This is a genomic window from Mesorhizobium australicum (assembly GCF_900177325.1).
GTDB classification, from domain to species: Bacteria; Pseudomonadota; Alphaproteobacteria; order Rhizobiales; family Rhizobiaceae; genus Mesorhizobium_A; species Mesorhizobium_A australicum_A.
The window spans coordinates 3,090,766-3,111,977 of record NZ_FXBL01000004.1 but is presented as its reverse complement, the minus strand read 5'-3'; the positions used below and the strand labels follow the sequence as shown (position 1 = coordinate 3,111,977).

The following is a 21,212-nucleotide window of genomic DNA, read 5'->3' as shown; positions in this document are numbered from 1 at the left end:
GGTAGGCGGGGCCACCATCAAACGCAAAGCGTTTCGCGCGTTGAAAGTGCTTCAACGATTCCTGCGCAGAAATCGGGCAATCGATCAGGGCAGGAGCACCGTGGCTCCAGTCGTGCGGCGCCCTTCGAGATCGGCATGGGCCTTCGCCGCGTCGGACAGCGCATAGGTCTGGTTGACGTCGATCTTGACCACGCCGCTGGCGACAACATCCATCAGGGAGCCCGCGATCTCTTCGAGATCCTCGCGCTTGGCGATGTAGACGAACAACGTCGGACGCGTCGCAAAGAGCGATCCCTTCTGCGCGAGCAGGCCGAGGTTGAACGGCGGTATCGGCCCGGACGACTGGCCGAACGCGACGAACATGCCCATCGGCCTCAGGCAGTCGAGCGAGCCCATATAGGTATCGGCGCCGACGGAATCGTAAACGACGTCGCACATCCTGCCGCCGGTGATCTCGCGGACCTCCTCGACGAAGTTGCGCTCGCGGTAGTTGATGACGTGGTCGTAGCCGTGCGCTTTCGCAAGCTCGACCTTGTCGGCCGAGCCCGCCGTGCCGATCACGGTCGCACCCAGATGCTTCGCCCACTGGCCGGCGATCAGACCGACGCCGCCGGCAGCCGCATGGAAGAGGATCGTGTCGCCGGGCTTCACCTTGAAGGTGCGGCGCAGCAGGAATGAGGCAGTCATGCCCTTCAGCATCATCGCGGCCGCCTGCCGATCGCTCACGCCGTCCGGAAGCTTGACGAGCCTGTCGGCGGCGATCGCTCTGTCCTGAGCGTAGGCGCCGATGGGTCCCGCATAGGCGATACGGTCGCCCACCTTCAGGTCCGTCACGCCTTCGCCCAGCGCGGTGACCACGCCCGCGGCCTCATTGCCGGGAACGAGCGGCAGCCCCGCGGGCGCCGGGTAAAGCCCGGTGCGATAGTAGACGTCGATGAAGTTCAGGCCCACGGCGGTCTGCCGGATCACGACCTCGCTGGGTTTCGCGATCGGCTCGGGAATATCTTCCCACTGCATCACCTCCGGTCCGCCGGGTTGATGGATGCGGATTGCCTTGGTCATGTCTCAGGTCCTCCGGGCGCCCAGGGTGGGAAAGAGCTGCATGATGCCGCCGATGACGAACAGGTAGATACCGGTGACGGCGATGCCGATCTTGACCCAGTCGAATGCTTCCATCTGTTGCACGAGCGCCACCGCGCCGAAGCCGCACCATAGAAGCGTGACAGGCAAGTTCAGCCAGCGCAGCCGCGCGACCCGTACCGGATGGAGAAAGTTCATCGGCACGAAAGTGAGGATGCCGGCGATCACGACCACGGCAAAGGACACCCATTCGCCCGGCTCGATGACGAAAAGCGTGAACACCACCATGTTCCAGACGACCGGGAAGCCCTTGAAAAAGTTCTCCTTCGTCTTCATGCCGGTGTCCGCGTAGTAGATCGCGCTCGAGACGACGATGATCGCGGCCGACAGGAAGGACAGGTTCTCGCCCATGAAGCCGCGCTGGTAGAGCGCGAAGGCGGGGATCAGCACGTAGGTGACGTAGTCGATGATGTTGTCCAGCAGTTCACCCGACCAGGTCGGCAGGATTTCCTTCACCTGCAGCTTGCGGGCGACCGGTCCGTCGATGCCGTCGACAAGGAGGGCAAGGCCCAGCCACCAGAACATCGCCGTCCAGCGCTCCTCGCTCGCCGCGACCAGCGACAGGAAGGCCAGGAACGAGCCCGACGCCGTGAACAGGTGAACGGAGAAGGCCCTCGCCTGGGGCCAGGTGACTTTGGTCGGCTTCTTCACCGCGGCAAGGTCCGGCAAAAGGGGGTGGCGATAAGGCCGCTGCCGCGACGGTCCGCCGCTGGCCCTGCCGACTGTCGATACCCCGCCACGCGCCTCACCGCCGCTCCCTCCATTTCGCCGCGAAGATACAGGCACGGCTTGCCGCCGCACAAGCGGTAAGGCGCGATTGCACAGCCATTTGGCCACCCGCTCCCCTGCGCCACTTTGAACGCTGGCAATATGCGCCGACTTGGTCAATGACTTCATCGAAAGCGAGGAATGGAAACCGCCATGTCCGCATCAAACGAGCATGATGTTCTCGTCGCCGGCGCAGGCCCCGTCGGGTCGATCGCGGCGATCGCCCTGGCGCAGGCGGGCCTGTCGGTCGCGCTCGTCGGCCCGCAGCCCAATGCCGGCGACCGCCGCACCACGGCGTTGATGCTGCCGGCGTTGGAATATCTCGAAAAGCTCGGTCTGCCGCCCTTCTCGCGCGATGAGACCGCGCCGCTGGAGGTGATGCGGATCATCGACGGTACCCGCCGCCTCATCCGCAGCGCGCCGGTGACCTTCCGCGCCAGCGAGATCGGCGCGGCGATGTTCGGCACCAACATCCCCAACACCGTCCTGCTTCGCATGCTCAAGGAGGCGGTGGAGAAGGAATTTCGGATCACCCGTGTCGGGTCGCTCGTCAGCGAGTGGCGGCTTGGCGACGAGCGGGCATCCGCCATTCTCCCTTCGGGCGAAACCATCTCCGCCTCCCTCGCCGTGGCGGCCGACGGGCGGATGTCGCCGGCGCGCGAGGCCGCGGGCATCACGGTGGCCAGGCGCGACTATCCGCAGACGGCCCTCGTGCTCAACTTCGGCCATTCGCGCGACCATGGCCATGTCTCGACGGAGTTCCATACCGAGACCGGCCCCTGCACCCAGGTCCCACTGCCCGGCAATCGCTCCAGCCTTGTCTGGATCGTCTCGCCCGAGACGGCGGCCGAGCTGTCCGCGCTCGATGATCGCAGCCTGTCCGATCGCATCGAGGAGCGTATCGAGTCGATCCTCGGCAAGGTCGAGGTCGAGCCCGGCCGCCAGATCTACCCGATGTCGGCGCTGCTGCCCTCCACGATGGCTTCGAGCCGCGTCGCGCTGGTCGGCGAGGCCGCACACGTGTTCCCGCCCATCGGCGCGCAGGGCATGAACCTCGGCATCCGCGACGTCGCGGACCTTGTCGATACCGCAGTGAACCACCGCGACGATCCGGGCTCCGAACGGGCGCTTTCCGCCTACCGCTCGGCGCGGCGGCTCGACGTTATCGCGCGGCAGACGGCGGTCAATTCGCTCAACGTCACGCTGCTGTCAGACTTCCTGCCCGCCCAGGTGGCCCGCAGCGCCGGCCTTGGGCTTCTCGCGGCCGTCTCGCCGCTGCGCGGCTTCGTCATGCGCGAGGGCATGCAGCCCGGCAGCGGCTTCGCGCGGATCGCTTCAGGCTGGCGGAAACAGGTCCGGCGGTAACACGCCGGTCTTGATCAGGTAGAGCAGGCCCGTCACCGTGCCAACCGACAGCAGCGTTGTCAGCAGGATGCTGGCCGAGGCGCGCTCGACCCACACGCCGTATTGCTGCGCGATGACGAAGACGTTGGTGGCGGTGGGAAGTGCCGCGAGCAGCACCGCGGTGTAGATCCACACCGGCTGGAAGTCGCCCACGGCCGAGAGCACGACATAGCAGAGCACCGGGTGAACGACGAGCTTCAGCGCCGCGATCAATCCGAGCTCCTTCGGCACGCGCTTCAGCGGGCGCAGTGCGAGCGTCACGCCCATTGCGAACAGAGCGCAGGGTGCGGCCGCCCGCGCCAGCGTCTCGAACAGGCGGTCGACCGGCACCGGCGCCTGATAGTGCAGCGCCGCGGCCGCGACGCCGACGGCGGTGGCGATGATGAAGGGATGCAGCGCGATCTTGCGGATCACGTCGCCGGCCAGCGCCAGCGGCGGCCGCTTCTCGCCGCCAGACAGCGCCATCATCATCGGCGCGATAGCGAAATGGATGATGTTCTCGAAGCAGAAGATCAGCGCCACCGGCACCGCCGCCTCCTCGCCGAAGGCGAGCAGCGCCAGGCCCGGTCCCATATAGCCGATATTGCCGTAGGCGGAGGCGAGGCCCTTGATCGTGGATTCGGCGATGTTGCGACCCGTCAGCCACGAACCGCCGAACATCAGCGTGAAGACGATGTAGGTCGACGCAACCGCGCCGAAGATATAGCTCCACTCGGTCAGCCGCTCGATCGGCGTCTTGGACAGGAGCTGGAAGAACAGTGCCGGCAATGCCACATAGATGATGAACGTGTTCATCCATCCGAGCGCTTCCAGCGGCTGGCGCGTGATCCGCGCCACCACGAAGCCGAGGAAGATCAGTCCGAAGAACGGCAGGACGAGGCCGAAGACGTCATACATGGGCGTCCGCGCTATCGCGCTGCGTCATGGGGCGTCAAGCGCCAGCGCCATTGAATCGGCGCGGTTCCTGCGTCACATAGAACCAAAGAGGTAGACGATGACGCAGATCCGTCAGGCAAAATTCCAGATCGGCCAGGTGGTGCGGCACCGGATCTTTCCGTTCCGCGGCGTCATCTTCGACGTCGATCCGGAGTTCAACAACACCGAGGAATGGTACCAGGCGATCCCGGCTGAGGTGAGGCCGCGCAAGGACCAGCCGTTCTACCATCTGCTGGCCGAGAATGCCGAGACGGAATACGTAGCCTACGTTTCGGAGCAGAACCTGCTGCCCGACGACACCGGAGAGCCCGTGCGCCATGCGCAGCTGGGCGAGATGTTCGACGCCCTGCCCGGCGGCGGCTACGAGCGCAAGCGCACCGCGCGGCACTGAGCGGGGCAAAACCGGACACTCAGGCGTTTCAGCCCGAAGATGTGATGCGTCGCCTCAGGTCGTCATTCTCGGGCTTGTCCCGAGAATCCACCGACGCTGGTCATTGCCGAAACAGGTAATGCTCTCAGTTGCTTGGCAAGGTCGTAGATCCCCGGGACAAGCCCGAGGATGACGCCAATGATCGGAAGGCCAGAAAGCAAAACGGGGCCGTAAGGCCCCGTCGCGTATTCGACTTCGCTTGAGATAGCTCAGTTGCCGGCCTTGGCCTTTTCCTGCGCGGCCTTGAGCTGCTCGGCGAGCTTCTCCTGGTTGCGCTGGATGTATTCCTCGGCGGCCTTCTGGCGCTCGGCCATGTCGCTCTGCTGCAGCGGCTCGCCGTCATAGGCGCCGGTGAAGCCGGAGAGCGATACCTTGATCGGGTTCGGCTGGTTCTGGAAGTTGTAGGTGGTCAGCGTCAGGTCCGTGCCCTTCTTCATCGCCGCGACGATCGCGTCGGTGAGCGGCGCGTCGGCGACGCAGCGGTCCTGGAAGCAGGTGGTGAATTCGAGCTTGGTCGGCTTGTTGCCGTCGATCTGCATTGTCACGCCGGCGGGAAGCAGGCGGCCGACCGGAACGGAGACCTGCAGCGCGCGGCGGTTGATCTTGCCCTTGAACTCGGCGAGCTGCACGGCGGTCAGCATCTGACCGGTCTGGGCGAGAACCTGGTTCTGCACGTTGCAGATGTCGAAGTCCTGCTCCTTGCCGCAGACCTTGAACCAGCCGCGCGGAATGCCGCCGGGGCCGGCTGCCGCGGGCTGCTGCTGCGCGTAGGCCGAAGGCACGCTCGCTGCAGCGAGGCCGACGAGGCCAGCCGCGATGACCGAGATGCGAGTAGCTTTGCTGCTCATCAAGTAGTTTCCTCTCAGACGACATCGTGCCCGCAAGGCGGAGCGTTGCGAAGCTCATTGTTGCCCAATTGAGGCAACAGGATGACTTGTGCGGGCCTGTTACACCGCATGGCCCGCGGAATCCAGCGCGAAAGACGCGGTGTGCGGTGCTTTCGACAGCTTGGCTAAGGCCTGCCGTCGCATGTTAAACCGGGTCTGCGATTCGGAAGGTCGGATGGCGCCAAGGAGGCTCTGATCGGATGTTGCGACCACTTTCTCTCGCCCTGGCGGCACTGCTCGCGCTGGCGCCAGCCGCGGACGCGCAGCCCTCGCACGGCCTCTCAATGCACGGCCAGCCGGCTCTGCCTGCCGATTTCGACCACTTCCCCTATGCGAATCCCGAGGCACCCAAGGGCGGCGTGATCAATTACGCGCTCCAGGGCACGTTCGACAGCCTCAACCCCTTCATCGTGCAGGGTCAGGGCGCCTCAGGCATCGTCGACCTGCAGCGCGGCTACAATATCTTCGATTCGCTGATGCAGCGCTCCGCCGACGAGCCGTTCTCGATGTATCCGCTCCTGGCGAAGAGCGTCGAGACCGACGACGCGCGGAGCTTCGTCGAGTTCCAGCTCGACGAACGGGCGAAATTCTCCGACGGGCAGCCCGTGACGCCCGACGACGTGATTTTCAGCCTCGAACTGCTGCGCGACAAAGGCTGGCCGCGCTACGCCACCACGGTCAAGAAGATCGCGACGATGGAGAAGGTCGCGCCGAACGGTGTCCGCCTGACCTTCGTCGCGCCGGACCGCGAACTGCCCCTCATCCTCTCGCTCTGGCCGATCCTGCCGAAGCACGCCACGGACGCCGAGAATTTCGCAAGATCCTCGCTCAAGCCGCTGATCGGCTCCGGTCCCTATGTGATCTCGTCCGTGCGTCCGGGCGAGCTGCTCGTGCTCAAGCGCAATCCGGACTACTGGGCCACTGACCTGCCGTCGCGGCGGGGCTTCAACAATTACGACGAGATCCGGCTCAACTATTTCCGCGATGACAATGCGATGTTCGAGGCTTTCAAGAAGGGCCTGATCGACGTGCATATCGAGGCCGATTCGAGCCGCTGGGCCAAGGACTACGGCTTTCCGGCCGTGGCCGAAGGCAAGGTGATCAAGGACACGTTCAGGAGCGGCGTGCCGTCGGGCATGCTCGGCTTCGTGCTGAATTCGCGCCGGCCGGTTCTCCAGGACAAACAGCTCCGGCGCGCTCTGGCAGACCTGCTCGATTTCGAGTGGGTGAACGCCAACCTGTTCGGCAACTCCTTCACCCGTACCAAGAGTTTCTACGACAACTCCTCGCTGTCCTCCTTCGGCACGCCGGCGAGCGAGGGAGAAAAGGCCCTGCTCGCTCCTTTCCCCGACGCCGTCGATCCCGACATCCTCGCCGGCACCTGGAAGCCGCCGGTCTCCGACGGGTCCGGCCGCGACCGGGCCTTCGTGAAGAGGGCTTACGACATCCTCGTCGCGGCAGGCTACAAGCGCCAGGGCTCCACGATGGTGTCGCCATCGGGCGAGCCGGTGGCCTTCGAGATCATGCTGAAGAGCAAGGGAGGCGAGCCGGTCGCCCTCGCCTGGCAGCGCACGCTGGCGCTGCTTGGCATCCGGCTCGACATACGCTCGGTTGACGATGCGCAGTACCAGCAGCGGCTGATTTCGCGCGATTTCGACGCGATCCTGAACTATTATCCCTCGTCGCTGTCGCCCGGCGTCGAGCAGGTCGGCCGCTGGGGCAGTGCCTCGAAGGACGCGCAAGGCTCGATGAACTATGCCGGCGTGGGCGAGCCCGCGGTCGATGCGATGATCGACGCGTTGCTCAATGCGCGCGACCGGCCGGCCTTCGAGGACGCCGTGCGCGCCTATGATCGCGTTTTGTTGAGTGGCGCCTGGGTGGTGCCGCTCTATCATCAGCCAGAGCAATGGGTCGCGCGCTGGAACCATATCGGCCGGCCCGACACGACACCCCTGACCGGATACCAGCTGACGACCTGGTGGCGGCAACCCTGATTCCGGAAAGGAACGGCCATGAGCGACAAACAGACGATCAGCGTCGACGTCATTTCGGATGTCGTCTGCCCCTGGTGCTACATCGGCCAGAAGCGGCTTGAGAAGGCCGTGGCCGCGCTGCCGAACGTCGAGGTCGACGTGCACTGGCGGCCCTACCAGCTCGACCCGACCATCCCGCCGGAGGGCAAGGACCGCAGGCAGTACATGCTCGCCAAGTTCGGCTCCGAGGAGAAGCTGAAGCAGATCCACGACCGGATCGTGCCGCTGGGCGCGGCGGAAGGCATCGACTTCCACTTCGAGGACATCCGGATCGCCGCCAACACGCTCGACGCCCACCGTGTCATCCGCTGGGCGGCCTCGGCCGGCGAAGGCGTGCAGAACCGTGTGGTGAAGGCGCTGTTCGCGGCCAATTTCGAGAAGGGCGACTATATCGGCAACAAGGCCGAGCTCACGCGCATCGCCGCCGAGAACGGCATGGACGAAGCGCTCGTGACCTCACTGCTCGCCTCCGACGCCGACAAGGACGCCGTGCAGGCCGAGATCGAACAGGCCCAGCGCATGGGCGTCACCGGCGTGCCCTGCTTCCTCCTCGAGGGCAAATACGCCGTCATGGGCGCGCAGGACACCGCCGTGCTGGCGGACGCGATCCGGCAGGTGGCGGAGATGAAGGCGAGCGGGCAGCTCGCGGCGGAATAAGCGGCCGGTTCGCGAAACGAATTCATCGTGCCAGTAGCACGATGAATGCCAGCGAACGACGGGAGGTTACCGAAGGCAGTTGATCCTCAGCAGCGTATGCTGCTTACCGTCCCTTCAACCTTCGCACTAGTTCGTCACAGGTTGGATTCCTGCAAAAAGTAGCGCTTACTGGTGCGTGTTATGCGTTCGGCAGGTGAGTACGTTGCGAAGTTCGAAGTGTTTACGGCTTTGCTCAGCTTTGTTTATGCTTTGGTTTATGGCCATAGCTACGCACGCGGAAGAGCCTGTTGGATCGGGTACGGCCTTCTTCGTGAATTCTGACGGTTGGGCAGTCACTAATGCCCATGTCATCCGAGATTGCTCACGCATAACCACCGGGGATGGTTCTCGCATATCCGAAGTGAAACTGGATGTTGGCAACGATCTGGCGGCGATTCGGATCAACGCTAAATCGACAACTGTAATTGCCATCAGGCCGTCGGGCGCTCGTCTGGGCGAGGACATCGCCGCGTTCGGCTATCCGCTCGCTTCTGTTCTTTCTTCATCGGTAAAGATTACTACAGGCAATGTGAATTCATTAATGGGATTGGGTGACGATACCCGTTACTTGCAGATATCGACGCCCATTCAGCCGGGTAACTCGGGCGGACCCATTGTTGATCGCAAAGGTGCGCTGCTCGGAGTAACAACCGCCACTCTGAGGCCCGAGGCAGGTGGTGGCGCGCTGCCCCAGAATGTGAACTTCGCGATCCGTGCGACCTTGTTGCAGACGTTCCTCGAAAGCAGATCTATTGAGTTTGAAGTTGCTTCCACGGCGAGCGTCGAACTTACGACTGCAGATCTAGCCGAACGGTTGCAGCCAGCCATCCTTCAGATCGTTTGCTATGGAGGAGGGACTGGGCAAAAAGGTAGCGAGTCCACCACTTCTACGACGGTTCCTTTACCTGAACCGTATCGCGCTTCGCGAAAGTTCAGCACATTGGACGGACACGATGTTGTTGGCTTCGACTACGCAACGCTTCGGAACGTCGGACTTCAGCAGTGCAAGCAAGCCTGTGTCGACGATAGTAGATGTAGCGCGATCACTTACAACAAGCGCGAACGATTTTGTTTTCTGAAAGATGATGCCAAGCTCTTAGTTCAGAACGCTGACGCCTACGCGATGGTAGTCGACGAACTGAGCGCGGAGATGAAGCTCTCGACCTTCGTCATCGGATCAGGAAAAGATATTCCTGGAAGCGACTATCGGCGACTGAAGACCGACTTCATAACCTGTTACTTGGAATGTGAGATCGATAATCTCTGCCGCGCGTTTTCGTACGTTCGAAAGAAGCGGGAATGCTGGCTAAAGAATCGCGTTGGACCTGTTAGCCTCAAGCATGGCGTCGACAGCGGGATCAAATAATTGTCGGTGGCAGACGGCCTCAATATGACCAGTCGACTCATCCCGCGGCCAGCCGCGCCAGCTGCGTGATCACCACCGCCGAGCCCTGCAGCCGCTTCGCCGGCGTCGGCCAGTCGCGGATGAACACCACGCTCTGGTCGCCGCGGATCTTCGCCAGCGAGCCCTGCTCCGCGATCATCTTCACCAGCCCGGCCGGGTTGGCGAAGGTCTTGTCGCGGAACTGGACGACGACGCCCTTCGGCCCGGCATCCAGCTTTTCGACATTGGCCTTGCGGCACAGCGCCTTGATGTAGACGATCTTCAACAGGTGCTGCACCTCGTCTGGCAGCGGCCCGAAGCGGTCGATGAGTTCGGCGCCGAAAGCGTCGATCTCCTCCGGCGTGTCGAGATCCGCGATGCGACGATAGAGGCCGAGACGCAGTTGCAGGTCGGCGACGTAGCTTTCAGGGATCATTACCGCGGTGCCGATGGTGATCTGCGGCGACCAGGTGCCGTCTGTCGCTTCAGGCTCGCCCTTCACCTCGGCGACGGCTTCCTCCAGCATCTGCTGGTAGAGCTCGAAGCCGACCTCCTTGATGTGGCCCGACTGTTCCTCGCCCAGCAGGTTGCCCGCGCCGCGAATGTCGAGATCGTGGCTGGCCAGCTGGAAGCCGGCGCCCAGCGTATCCAGCGATTGCAGTACCTTCAGACGCCGGTCGGCGGTCTCCGTGAGCTTCCGGTTCGCCGGCAGGGTGAACAACGCATAGGCGCGGACCTTGGAGCGCCCTACCCGCCCGCGCAACTGGTAGAGCTGCGCCAGGCCGAACATGTCGGCGCGATGCACGATCATCGTGTTGGCCGACGGGATGTCGAGGCCGGATTCGACGATCGTGGTCGAGAGCAGCACGTCGTACTGGCCGTCGTAGAAGGCGTTCATGATGTCGTCCAGCTCGCCGGCCGGCATCTGCCCGTTGGCGGTGGCGACCTTCAGTTCAGGAACGGTTTCGCGAAGGAAATCATGGATTTCCTTTAGATCGCTGATGCGCGGCACGACGTAGAAGCTCTGTCCGCCGCGATAGCGCTCGCGCAGCAACGTCTCGCGGATCACCAGCGGATCGAAGGGCGAGATGAAGGTGCGCACCGCCATGCGGTCGACCGGCGGCGTGGCGATAAGCGAGAGTTCCCGCACGCCGGTGAGCGCCAGTTGCAGCGTGCGCGGGATAGGCGTTGCCGACAGCGTCAGCACGTGCACGTCGCTCTTCAGCTCCTTCAGCCGCTCCTTGTGCTTGACGCCGAAGTGCTGCTCCTCGTCGATGATCAAAAGGCCGAGGTTCTTGAACTTGATCGAGGAGCCCAGCAGGGCATGCGTTCCGACGACGATGTCGACCGTGCCGTCGGCAAGCCCGTTCTTCGTCTCCGAGAGTTCCTTCGCCGTCACCAGCCTTGACGCCTGGCGCACACGCACCGGCAGACCCTTGAAGCGCTCGGAGAAGGTCTTGAAGTGCTGGCGCGAGAGCAGCGTGGTGGGCACCACGACCGCGACCTGGAAGCCCTCCATGGCCGCTACGAAGGCCGCGCGGAGGGCAACTTCTGTTTTTCCAAAGCCGACGTCGCCGCAGATCAGCCGGTCCATCGGCCGGCCGAGCGACAGGTCGTCCAGCACCGCGTCGATCGCGTTCTGCTGGTCATCGGTCTCGTCATAGGGGAAGCGGGCGGCGAACTCGCCATAGAGCCCGTCGGCCGGCACCAGCGACGGCGCACCGCGCATCTTGCGCTCGGCGGCGATGCGGATGAGCTGCCCGGCCATTTCGAGCAGCTTCTTCTTCAGCTTCGCCTTGCGCGATTGCCAGGCCCCGCCGCCCAGCCGGTCGAGCGCCACCTCGGCATTGTCCGAGCCGAAGCGCGACAGAAGCTCGATGTTTTCGACCGGCAGGAACAGCCGCCCATCGCCCGCGTAATGGATCTCGAGACAGTCGTGCGGTGCGCCCGCTGCCTCGATCGTCTTCAGGCCGATGAAGCGGCCGATGCCGTGGTCCTGGTGGACGACGATGTCGCCCGTCGACAGCGATCCTGCCTCCGAAATGAAGTCGGCGGCGCGCTTCTTCCGCGCCCGGCGCACCAGCCGGTCGCCGAGAAGATCCTGTTCGGCGACGACGACCAGCTTTTCGGTCTCGAATCCATGCTCCAGCGGCAGGACGGCAAGGCCGACCTTGTCGCGCGACAACGCCTCCAGCCCGGCCAACGAGGCGACGCGCTCCATGTTGCCGAGGCCGTGGTCGTCGAGGATCTGCGTCAGTCGGTCCAGCGAGCCCTCGCTCCAGCCGGCAACCATGACCTTGCGGCCCGAGGCACGCAGCGAGGCGATGTGGTTCACCGCGTGGTCGAACACGTTCTGCGACGGGTCCTGCCGCTCCTGCGCGAAACTGCGGCCTGCCTTGGTCCGGGCATGCACCAGCCTGCGGCCCGGCACATGCGGCACCTCGAACGCGGTCAGATCCACCGACAGCCGCCCTGCCCCCGCCTTCGCCAGCGTGTCGGCGGACAGATACATCCGGTCCGGCGCGATCGGCTTGTAGGGCACGGCCTCGCCGAGGCTTTTCGATTCGGCCGTGCGCAGGCGCGCGTCGTAATGGTCCTCGATCTGCGTCCGCCGTTCCGCGATCGCCTCATGCGCCAGCGCGTCGAATACGACCGGCGCATCGGGCAGGTAGTCGAACACCGTGACGAGGCGCTCATAGAACAGCGGCAGCCAGTGCTCCATGCCGGCGAAGCGGCGGCCTTCGCTCACCGCGGCATAGAGTGCATCATCCCGCGATGGCGCCCCGAACGTGTCGATATAGCCGCGGCGGAAGCGGCTGATCGTGTCGGGCGTCAGCGCCACTTCGCTCATCGGCTGCAGCGACACCTGCGGCCGCGAACCGGTGGTGAGCTGGGTGGCCGGGTCGAAGGCGCGGATCGACTCCAGCGTGTCGCCGAAGAAGTCGAGCCGCAGCGGCTCGTTTGTGCCCGGCGCATAGAGGTCGAGGATGCCGCCGCGCACCGCGAACTCGCCGACGTCGCGCACCGTGCCGACGCGGTCGAAGCCGGAGCCCTCCAGCCGCGCGATCAGCGTGTTCATGTTCACCTGGTTGCCCGGCCGCGCCGAAAAGCCCTGCGCGGCGATGATCTCGGGTGGCGGGATCAGCTGCAGGATGGCGTTGGCCGTGGTCAGCACCACGGCGCGGTGCGGCTTCTCCTTCAGCGCGATCATGCCCGACAGCGCATCGAGGCGGCGGGCGGCCGTATCGGCACCCGGCGAAACGCGGTCATAGGGCAGGCAATCCCAGGCCGGCAGTTCGAGCACCGGCAGCTTCGGGTCGGCGAAGGCAAGCGCCTCGACGATCCCCGGCAGGCGCTGGCCGTCGCGGGCGACGAAGATCACCGGGCGGTCCTTGCCGGCCTCCGCCGCGATACGTGCAACGGCAAAAGGTTCAAAACCCTCGGCCACGCCGTCGATGGTTGCCTGCGCGGCGTCGATGCCGTCGAAGCCGAATGAATCGATCAGTTTCATGCGTCAGAACTGCCTGTGGCGGCGGTGGTCGAGGATCTTTCGGTAGACGGCCGTGTCGTGCTCGGCGGGGACCGGCTCCTCGCCGGAGAACCATTTGAACAGGAGCGGGTCGAGCTGGTCGAGCACCACCTCGTAGAGATCCATTTCGGCATCGCTCAGCTCGCCGATATGGTCGTCGGCGAAACCACCGAGGATGAGGTCCATTTCGCGCGTGCCGCGATGCCACGAGCGGAACAGCGCCTTGCGGCGGCGCGGATCGAGGTCGGCGCTGGAGCGGGTCGTTCCGGTCATGGGGAAATTCCTTCAGAGACGGCGCATATAGCGCCTTGATCCGCAGATGTCAGCCTTGCACTGGAGGTTTGCGGGGCTATGGTCCGGTCGTGAACGCAGCGCTTCCGAATACCCCCCACTGGCCTGCCGGCCATCTCCCCCTCAAGGGGGGAGATTACGCACGTCGCCGAAGCTGCCAATCTCTCCCTCAAGGAGGTAGATTACGCGCGTCGCCGAAGCTGCCAATCTCCTCCCTTGAGAGGGAGATGGCCGGCAGGCCAGGGGCGCGCGCCGTCCCGCCGACATCTGGTATTGGGGTGCGCTGATGCGCCCTTCGCTCCTCGATCCGCTCTTCGCGCCCATCACCTCGCTCGACGGCGTCGGCGAGCGCACGGCCAGGCTGATCGACAATGTCGTGCCGGCCGACGTGACCGGGCGCGGGGCACGAATCGGCGATCTCGTCTTCACCCTGCCGCATTCCGTGATCGACCGGCGCAACCGGCCGGGCATCGCGCTGTCGCCGGAAGGCGCGATCGTCACGCTGGAGGTGCGAGTCGACCGCCACCAGCCGCCGCCGCGCGGCAACCGCTCGGTGCCCTACCGGGTCTTCGCGCATGACGACACCGGCGAAATCGGGCTGACCTTCTTTCGCGGCCACCGCGAATGGCTGGAAAAGCAGCTGCCGGTCGGCGAGCAGGTGGTCATCTCCGGCCGGATGGAGTGGTTCAATGGCCGCCCGACCATGGTGCATCCCGACCACATCGCCGTGCTCGGCAAGGACGAAGACCTGCCGCTGGTCGAGCCCGTCTATCCGCTGACGGCCGGCCTGTCGGGCCGCACGTTGCGCAAGGCGATCCTTCAGGCGCTGACGCGGCTGCCCCCCCTGCCGGAGTGGCAGGACGCGAGCGTGATGAAAACGCACACGTTTCCCGCCTTCGCCGACGCGCTAGGCCGTATCCACAACCCCGCCGATCCGATCGATGTGTCGCCGGAAAACGCCGCCTGGCGCCGTCTCGCCTATGACGAGCTGCTCGCCGGCCAGGTGTCGCTTGCCTTGGTCAGGGCCCGCACGCGGCGGCTCTCCGGCCGTCCGCTTGAAGGCGACGGCGCTCTGGAGCAGGCGATCCGCGACGCCCTGCCCTACTCGCTGACCACTTCGCAGCAGATGGCACTCGCCGAGATCCATGCCGACATGGAGAAGCCTGAGCGGATGCTGCGCCTGCTGCAGGGCGATGTCGGCTCCGGCAAGACCGTGGTGGCGCTGCTTGCCATGGCCCGCGCGGCTGAAGCCGGCGCCCAGTCCGCGCTGATGGCACCGACCGAGATCCTGGCGCGCCAGCATCATGCGACCATCGCGCCGCTGGCGGCGAAGGCCGGCCTCAAGGCCGCCGTGCTCACCGGCCGCGAAAAGGGCCGAGAGCGGGCGGAAGTGCTGGAAGGGCTGGCGGACGGCTCGATCCACATCGTCGTCGGCACGCACGCGCTGTTCCAGGAGGGCGTCGAATATCACGACCTCGGTCTGGCAATCGTCGACGAGCAGCACCGTTTCGGCGTCCATCAGCGCCTCGCCATCACCGCCAAGGGCACCGCGCCCGATATGCTGGTGATGACGGCCACGCCCATCCCGCGCACCTTGGTGCTCACCGCCTTCGGCGACATGGACGTGTCGCGCCTGACGGAAAAGCCCGCCGGGCGGCGGCCGATCAATACCGTGACGCTGCCACTCGACCGTCTCGAAGACCTCGTTGGGCGCATGCAGGCGGCGGTCGCCGAGGGCCAGAAGATCTACTGGATATGCCCGCTGGTGGAAGAGTCCGACGAAATCAAGCTGACCTCCGCCGAGGACCGCTATGCCTCCCTGAAGCCCGTGTTCGGCGAGCGCGTCGGCCTGGTGCACGGCCGCATGAAGGGCGCGGAGAAGGACGAGGCGATGCGCTCCTTCAAGGCGGGCGAGACGCGCGTGCTCGTGGCGACCACCGTCATCGAGGTCGGCGTCGACGTGCCAGACGCCACGATCATCGTCATCGAGCACGCCGAGCGCTTCGGCCTCGCCCAGCTCCACCAGCTGCGTGGCCGCGTCGGGCGTGGCGACAAGCCCTCGACCTGCGTCCTCCTCTACAAGGCCCCGCTCGGCGAGACGGCGCACAAGCGCCTGTCGGTGATGCGCGAGACCGAGGACGGCTTCCTCATCTCCGAGGAGGACCTGAAGCTGCGCGGCGAAGGCGATCTCCTGGGAACCAAACAGTCCGGCACGCCGGGCTTCCAGGTGGCCCGCATCGAGTTCCACGCCGACCTGCTCGAAGTCGCCCGCGACGACGCGCGCCTGCTGCTGTCGCGCGACCCGGAGCTCGTCTCGGAGCGCGGCGAAGCCGTCCGGCTGCTGCTCTATCTGTTCGGCCGCGACGAGGCGGTGCGGCTGCTCAGGGCCGGGTGAACATCTCCAGCGCCGTCATCCTCGGGCTTGTCCCGAGGATCTACCGATTTGAATTTTGCTTTTTGTTCGAAGTTCACGCAATGGCAGCACATCCTCGGGACAAGCCCGAGGATGACGCCCTGCACGATAAGCTCGCCCGACCGAAAAGCCAGCTGTCACCGATAGTCAGCTCGTTCGAAGCTTACTTCTCCGGCCTCGGCTTCTTCAGCGCCTTCTCAGCCGAAAGCGGTCCGCCCTCCTCGTCCGGCGTCACCAGTCCCGCCGAAATTAAAAACCGCGCCGCCTCCTCGATCGACATCTTGAGCGGGATCACGTCCTTCTCGGCGACATACATGATGTAGCCAGTGGTGATGTTGGGCGAGATGGGACGGAAGACGGCGATCGTCCTGCCCTCCTTTTCCGAAAGCGCTTCGTTGATTTCCGTCGGCTGCTGGCGCGGGATCAGCACGATCGACCAAAGGCCGCGTCGCGGCCATTCAACCAGTCCGACGCGCTGAAAGAGGTCCGACCGGTTGGCGAGCACGGTCGAGAAGATCTTCTTCAACCCGCCATAGAGATTGGTCACCAGCGGAATGCGCCCGACGACCCGCTCGCCCGAATGCACGATGGCGCGGCCAATGAAGTTGGCGGCGAGGAAGCCGACCAGCGTGATCATCAGCAGCGCGACGATCAGGCCGAAGCCAGGCACTGCAAACGGCAGGTAATTGTCTGGATTGTAGCGCAACGGGATGTAGGGCTTCACCCAGCCGTCGACCCAGTGGATGAACGACCACACCAGATAGGCCGTGATAGCAAGAGGCGCGCAGACGATGAGCCCGGCGAGGAAATAATTCCGCAGACGTGTCATCGGTGGGACCGGAAGGAGGCGCTCATGGCCTCCTTCATATTGCACTGCGGCAGGAAAATGAACCGATGACCGCGGTCACTCCACCGTGACCGACTTGGCCAGGTTGCGCGGCTGGTCGACGTCGGTGCCCATGAACACCGCCGTGTAATAAGCCAGCATCTGGATCGGCAGCGCGTAGACGATCGGCGTGATGATCTCCGGCACGTCGGGCAGCACTATCGTCTCCATCGTCTGCAGGCTGGTCTGTGCCGCGCCCTTCTGGTCGGTGATCAGAATGATCTTGCCGCCGCGCGCCGCGACCTCCTGCATGTTGGACACCGTCTTTTCGAAGATGCGGTCGTGCGGCGCGATGACAATCACCGGCATCTTCTCGTCGATCAGCGCGATCGGGCCATGCTTCAGCTCGCCTGCCGCATAACCTTCCGCATGGATGTAGCTGATTTCCTTGAGTTTCAGTGCACCTTCCATTGCCAGCGGATAGTTGGTGTCGCGCCCCAGGTAGAGCACGTTCTTCACCTTGGCGAGCTGGCGCGACACCTTCTCAATCTGTTCGGCGAGCTTCAGCACCTGGCTGGCGATGCGCGGCGTCTCGGAGAGCTGGCGTACCAGCGCCTGCTCCTGCTTCGCGTCGACATGGCCGCGCGCGCGGGCCGCCCGCACCGCAAGCGAAGCCAGCACCGCGAGCTGGCACGTGAAGGCTTTTGTCGAGGCGACGCCGATCTCCGGCCCAGCCAGCGTCGGGAAGATCGCATCGGATTCGCGCGCGATGGTCGATTCGCGCACGTTGACGATTGCCGTGATCGGCACGCCTGCCTTGCGGCAGTAGCGCAACGAGGCCAGCGTATCGGCGGTCTCGCCGGACTGAGAGATGAACAGCGCGGCGCTATCTGGGGAGATCGGCATTTCGCGGTAGCGGAACTCCGAGGCCACGTCGATGTCGACCGGCAGCCGCGCCAGCCGCTCGAACCAGTATTTGCCGATCAGCCCGGCGAGATAGGCGGTGCCGCAGGCCGAGATCGACAGCCGGTCGATCTTGGCGAAGTCGAACGGCAGCTCGATCGGCTTTGCCGTGCCGGTGGTGAAATCGAGATAGTTGGCGAGCGTGTGGGAGATCACCTCCGGCTGCTCGTGGATCTCCTTCTGCATGAAGTGGTGGAAATTGCCCTTGTCCACCAGGAAGGATGTGCCCACCGACTGGGTGCGTTTGCGCTCTACCGGCGCGCCCGACATGTCGTGGATCTGCATCTCGTTGCGGCGCACCACCACCCAGTCGCCATCCTCGAGATAGGTGATCGAGTTGGTGAAGGGCGCGAGCGCGATCGCGTCGGAGCCGAGATACATCTCGCCCTCGCCGTGCCCGACCGCCAGCGGTGGGCCGTTGCGGGCGCCGACGATCAGGTCCTCGTCGCCGCGGAACATGATCGCGAGCGCAAATGCGCCCTCCAGCCGCTTCAGCGCCGCGAAGGCGGCGTCCTGCGGAGCCTTGCCCCGCGCGAGCTCGCGCGACACCAGATGCGCGACGACCTCGGTGTCGGTCTGCGAGGTGAACTCGTAACCGTCCTTCTGCAGTTCGGCCTTCAGCTCGGCGAAGTTCTCGATGATGCCGTTGTGGACGATCGCGACGTCCTTGGAGAAATGCGGATGCGCGTTGACCTCGTTCGGCACGCCATGCGTCGCCCAGCGGGTGTGGCCGATGCCGATGAAGCCGTCGAGCGGCTCTGACTTCAGGCGGCGTTCGAGGTTGACCAGCTTGCCCTCGGCGCGACGCCGTTCGAGCTTGCCGTGCTCGACGGTGGCAACCCCGGCGGAATCATAGCCGCGATACTCCAGCCGCTTGAGCGCTTCCACGATCAGCGGCGCGACCGGCGTGCTGCCGACGATGCCTACGATACCGCACATTGAGACCTACCCCTCGATTCGCCCGGAACTCGCCAATGCGTCGCTCATGTAGGCAGCGCGCGGCCCGGCCGGAAGTCAAACTTGGTTTCAATCCATTGCAGCGAACGAACGCCGCCATGGTACCGAGCATGACAGGATAGTTTTCAGGAAGTCTTACCCGCGGGACTTGGATTTGATCGCTGCATAACGTTCGCGCAGCGCCTTCGCCCGGCCGGGCTTGGTCTCCTGGCGCGCGCGGCCGAAGGCGAGGCCGTCGTCCGGCACGTTTTCCGTGATGACGCTGCCGGACGCGACATAGGCGTTGTCGCCGACCGAGACAGGTGCGACCAGCGCCGAGTTCGAGCCGATGAAGGCCCCTGCCCCGATCCGCGTCAGGTGCTTGTTGTAGCCGTCATAGTTGCAGGTGATGGTGCCGGCGCCGATGTTCGCGCCCGCGCCGATCTCGGCGTCGCCGATATAGGTCAGGTGGTTCACCTTGGCGCCCGGCCCCACCACGGCCTTCTTGATCTCGACGAAATTGCCGACCCTGGCCTTTTCCTGCAACTCCGCGCCCGGCCGCAGCCGCGCAAACGGCCCGATACTGCTGCCGGTCGCGACCGTCGCGCCCTCGATATGCGAGAAGGCATGGACGGTGACCCCCGATGCGATCTTTGCGCCGGGTCCGAAGACGACGTTGGGTTCGATAACCGTGTCCGCGCCGATCTCGGTGTCGTGCGACAGGAATACCGTCTCGGGCGCGATCATCGTCACGCCTGACAGCATCGTCTCGCGCCGCGCGCGCTTCTGCCAGATCGCTTCCGCCTCGGCGAGCTCGGCGCGGTTGTTGATGCCGAGCAGGTTCTCGTAGTCCGCCTCGGTGGCGGTGACCTTCAGCCCCCGCGCATTGGCAATCTCGACGATGTCCGTCAGATAATACTCGCCCTTGGCATTGGCGTTGCCAACCGCGTCGAGCAGGGCCAGCGCCTCGCGCCCGTCGATCGCCATCAGCCCGCCATTGCAGAAGCCGATCTTCCGCTCCTCTGGCGAGCAATCCTTGTCTTCACGGATCGCGACCAGCCGGCCGTCCTTCTCGATCAGCCTACCGTAACCGGCCGGCACATCGGTGCGAAAGCCGATGACTGCGACCGCATTGCCCTCCGCGACCAGTTTCCGCGCGGCCGCGAGCGGTGCGGCCGCGATCAGCGGCGTGTCGCCGAACATCACCAGCACGTCGTCATAACCGCGCGCGATCGCCGCGCGGGCAGCGAGCACCGCATGTGCGGTGCCGAGCCGCTCCACCTGCTCGAAACTCTCCGCCCCCGCCGCAAACGGCGTCACCGCCTTGCGAACCGCCTCGCCGCCGCGCCCGACGACGATGGCCACATCCGTGCCCCCCGCCGCGATCGCCGCCTTCGCCACATGTGCTACCATGGGCAGGCCGGCGATCTCGTGCAGCACCTTCGGCATGGCACTCTTCATGCGCGTGCCTTCGCCGGCGGCAAGGATGATCGTCAGGCAGCTTCTATCGCTCATGAAAGGATCCGCAGTGCGTGTTGATCGGGATTCGGCGCATCTGTATCATCACCCGCATTCGCCTCCAAACCGAAGTATTCAATCAGGTAGGGGCAGGCAGAACTGCGATGACTACTTGCTTAATGCACGAAATTTCCCTTCCCTAGCGTAAGGAGTGCCAGCAAGGGGAAATTTCCGATGCGAGTAATTTTCACCATCGTTGCCGCGGCCGCGAGCTTCGTGACATCTTGCGCACAGGCGGAAACCACCGCATGCACTGCGATCACCGCGGTGCCGACAACAATCAGCGTCCAAGGCGTCTATTGCCTGAAAAACAACCTTTCGACAAACGCCGTCAGCGGCGCCGCGATCACCGTCACCTCCAACCATGTGACCATCGATTTCAATGGCTTCAAACTGGGCGGGCTGGGTGGCGGAAGCAGCTCAACCACGATCGGAATTTTGTCCAGCAACGCCAGTTTCCTCTCGGTTCGCAATGGGGCGATCAAGGGTTTTCATAGTGGAATCGTCCTCGCCTGGGGAGCCAATAACCTTATCGAGGACATGCAGGTTGATGGCAGCTTATCTCGTGGAATCGCCATCAGCGAAGCTGATACGACAATTCTGCGCAGGAACCGGGTGACCAACACAGGGACGCCGTCTTCTCAATACATATATGGTATATCTGCAACCGGTACATCGTCAAATAGGAATAATATCATCACTGATAATATGGTCTCGGGCATATATGCGAATTCCTTTGGGATCGGAATAGCATTTCAAAATGCCAGGCAGCTTGAAATCAGTGATAATACCATTACCAACATTACAGGCGAATCATCCAACACGCTGGCGATTTACGCTTTCCCTCCCTTGTCAGGGTACCCGAGTAATGAAATGCGCGCCGTCATACGCCACAACATGCTGATCAATACAGGTGCCGGGTTCGGCATCGGAATCGAAGGTGGCACGGCCATTTGTACAGACAACAGCATACTTGGATTCGCTACCGGCATAATTTCGTGCGCCGTCAGCGCTCGCAATGACGTGATGTAGTCGGCCACAGGCGATTCGTTGATTTT

Annotated in this window: 16 protein-coding genes; 7 read left to right on the top strand and 9 right to left on the bottom strand. The window is 64.3% G+C overall.

What is annotated here, in order from left to right; all coding sequences use genetic code 11:
- Positions 1-84: 84 nt before the first annotated feature.
- Together B9Z03_RS17820 and pcsA are read right to left on the bottom strand one after the other, a co-directional pair.
- A complete protein-coding gene (locus B9Z03_RS17820; RefSeq protein WP_085465438.1) occupies positions 85-1,062 on the bottom strand; it encodes a quinone oxidoreductase family protein in 978 nt (325 codons plus the stop codon).
- Between the two features lie 3 nt (positions 1,063-1,065).
- Positions 1,066-1,791, bottom strand: a complete 726-nt coding sequence (pcsA, locus tag B9Z03_RS17815) for a phosphatidylcholine synthase (protein ID WP_210191377.1) — start codon at positions 1,789-1,791, stop codon at positions 1,066-1,068.
- Positions 1,792-2,061: 270 nt separating this feature from the next.
- On the opposite strand from pcsA, the gene B9Z03_RS17810 reads away from it, so the two are divergent.
- Positions 2,062-3,273, top strand: coding sequence for a UbiH/UbiF family hydroxylase (locus B9Z03_RS17810; protein WP_085467727.1), 1,212 nt, complete (start codon positions 2,062-2,064; stop codon positions 3,271-3,273).
- On the opposite strand, the gene B9Z03_RS17805 is transcribed toward B9Z03_RS17810, so the two are convergent.
- Positions 3,244-4,209: an AEC family transporter gene (locus B9Z03_RS17805; protein WP_085465436.1), complete on the bottom strand. Its 966-nt coding sequence runs from the start codon at positions 4,207-4,209 to the stop codon at positions 3,244-3,246. The two genes, B9Z03_RS17810 and B9Z03_RS17805, sit on opposite strands and share 30 nt — an antisense overlap.
- Positions 4,210-4,306: 97 nt before the next feature.
- Between B9Z03_RS17805 and hspQ the strand changes: the two genes are divergently transcribed.
- Positions 4,307-4,639 (top strand): heat shock protein HspQ, encoded by a 333-nt coding sequence (gene hspQ / locus B9Z03_RS17800; RefSeq protein ID WP_139832311.1) that lies wholly within the window; start codon positions 4,307-4,309, stop codon positions 4,637-4,639.
- A 248-nt stretch (positions 4,640-4,887) separates the two neighbouring features.
- Here the strand turns inward: hspQ and B9Z03_RS17795 are convergent, their stop codons facing one another.
- Positions 4,888-5,526 (bottom strand): invasion associated locus B family protein, encoded by a 639-nt coding sequence (locus tag B9Z03_RS17795; RefSeq protein ID WP_085465435.1) that lies wholly within the window; start codon positions 5,524-5,526, stop codon positions 4,888-4,890.
- A 239-nt stretch (positions 5,527-5,765) separates the two neighbouring features.
- Between B9Z03_RS17795 and B9Z03_RS17790 the strand changes: the two genes are divergently transcribed.
- From B9Z03_RS17790 to B9Z03_RS17780, 3 genes are all read left to right on the top strand, one after another.
- Positions 5,766-7,559 (top strand): extracellular solute-binding protein, encoded by a 1,794-nt coding sequence (locus B9Z03_RS17790; RefSeq protein ID WP_085465434.1) that lies wholly within the window; start codon positions 5,766-5,768, stop codon positions 7,557-7,559.
- A gap of 18 nt (positions 7,560-7,577) precedes the next feature.
- Positions 7,578-8,255, top strand: coding sequence for a DsbA family oxidoreductase (locus tag B9Z03_RS17785; protein ID WP_085465433.1), 678 nt, complete (start codon positions 7,578-7,580; stop codon positions 8,253-8,255).
- A gap of 244 nt (positions 8,256-8,499) precedes the next feature.
- Positions 8,500-9,660 carry a trypsin-like peptidase domain-containing protein gene (locus tag B9Z03_RS17780; protein WP_139832310.1) on the top strand — a complete coding sequence of 387 codons (1,161 nt, stop codon included), beginning with the start codon at positions 8,500-8,502 and terminating at the stop codon, positions 9,658-9,660.
- A 37-nt stretch (positions 9,661-9,697) separates the two neighbouring features.
- On the opposite strand, the gene mfd is transcribed toward B9Z03_RS17780, so the two are convergent.
- Together mfd and B9Z03_RS17770 are read right to left on the bottom strand one after the other, a co-directional pair.
- Positions 9,698-13,189 carry a transcription-repair coupling factor gene (gene mfd, locus B9Z03_RS17775; protein ID WP_085465432.1) on the bottom strand — a complete coding sequence of 1,164 codons (3,492 nt, stop codon included), beginning with the start codon at positions 13,187-13,189 and terminating at the stop codon, positions 9,698-9,700.
- A gap of 3 nt (positions 13,190-13,192) precedes the next feature.
- On the bottom strand, positions 13,193-13,480 hold the full coding sequence (locus tag B9Z03_RS17770; RefSeq protein WP_085465431.1) for an FAD assembly factor SdhE: 288 nt from the start codon (positions 13,478-13,480) through the stop codon (positions 13,193-13,195).
- Positions 13,481-13,784: 304 nt separating this feature from the next.
- Between B9Z03_RS17770 and recG the strand changes: the two genes are divergently transcribed.
- The gene (recG, locus tag B9Z03_RS17765) at positions 13,785-15,893 is read left to right on the top strand and encodes an ATP-dependent DNA helicase RecG (protein ID WP_085465430.1); all 2,109 of its coding nucleotides are present in this window, start codon (positions 13,785-13,787) and stop codon (positions 15,891-15,893) included.
- A 181-nt stretch (positions 15,894-16,074) separates the two neighbouring features.
- Here recG and B9Z03_RS17760 read toward each other — a convergent pair whose 3' ends face one another.
- From B9Z03_RS17760 to glmU, 3 genes are all read right to left on the bottom strand, one after another.
- Entirely contained in the window at positions 16,075-16,740 is a 666-nt protein-coding gene (locus B9Z03_RS17760) for a DUF502 domain-containing protein (protein WP_085465429.1), read from the bottom strand.
- 75 nt (positions 16,741-16,815) lie between these two features.
- A complete protein-coding gene (gene glmS / locus B9Z03_RS17755) occupies positions 16,816-18,639 on the bottom strand; it encodes a glutamine--fructose-6-phosphate transaminase (isomerizing) (RefSeq protein WP_085465428.1) in 1,824 nt (607 codons plus the stop codon).
- A gap of 153 nt (positions 18,640-18,792) precedes the next feature.
- On the bottom strand, positions 18,793-20,151 hold the full coding sequence (gene glmU / locus B9Z03_RS17750) for a bifunctional UDP-N-acetylglucosamine diphosphorylase/glucosamine-1-phosphate N-acetyltransferase GlmU (protein ID WP_085465427.1): 1,359 nt from the start codon (positions 20,149-20,151) through the stop codon (positions 18,793-18,795).
- A 177-nt stretch (positions 20,152-20,328) separates the two neighbouring features.
- Between glmU and B9Z03_RS17745 the strand changes: the two genes are divergently transcribed.
- A complete protein-coding gene (locus B9Z03_RS17745; protein WP_085465426.1) occupies positions 20,329-21,186 on the top strand; it encodes a right-handed parallel beta-helix repeat-containing protein in 858 nt (285 codons plus the stop codon).
- Positions 21,187-21,212: the final 26 nt, after the last annotated feature.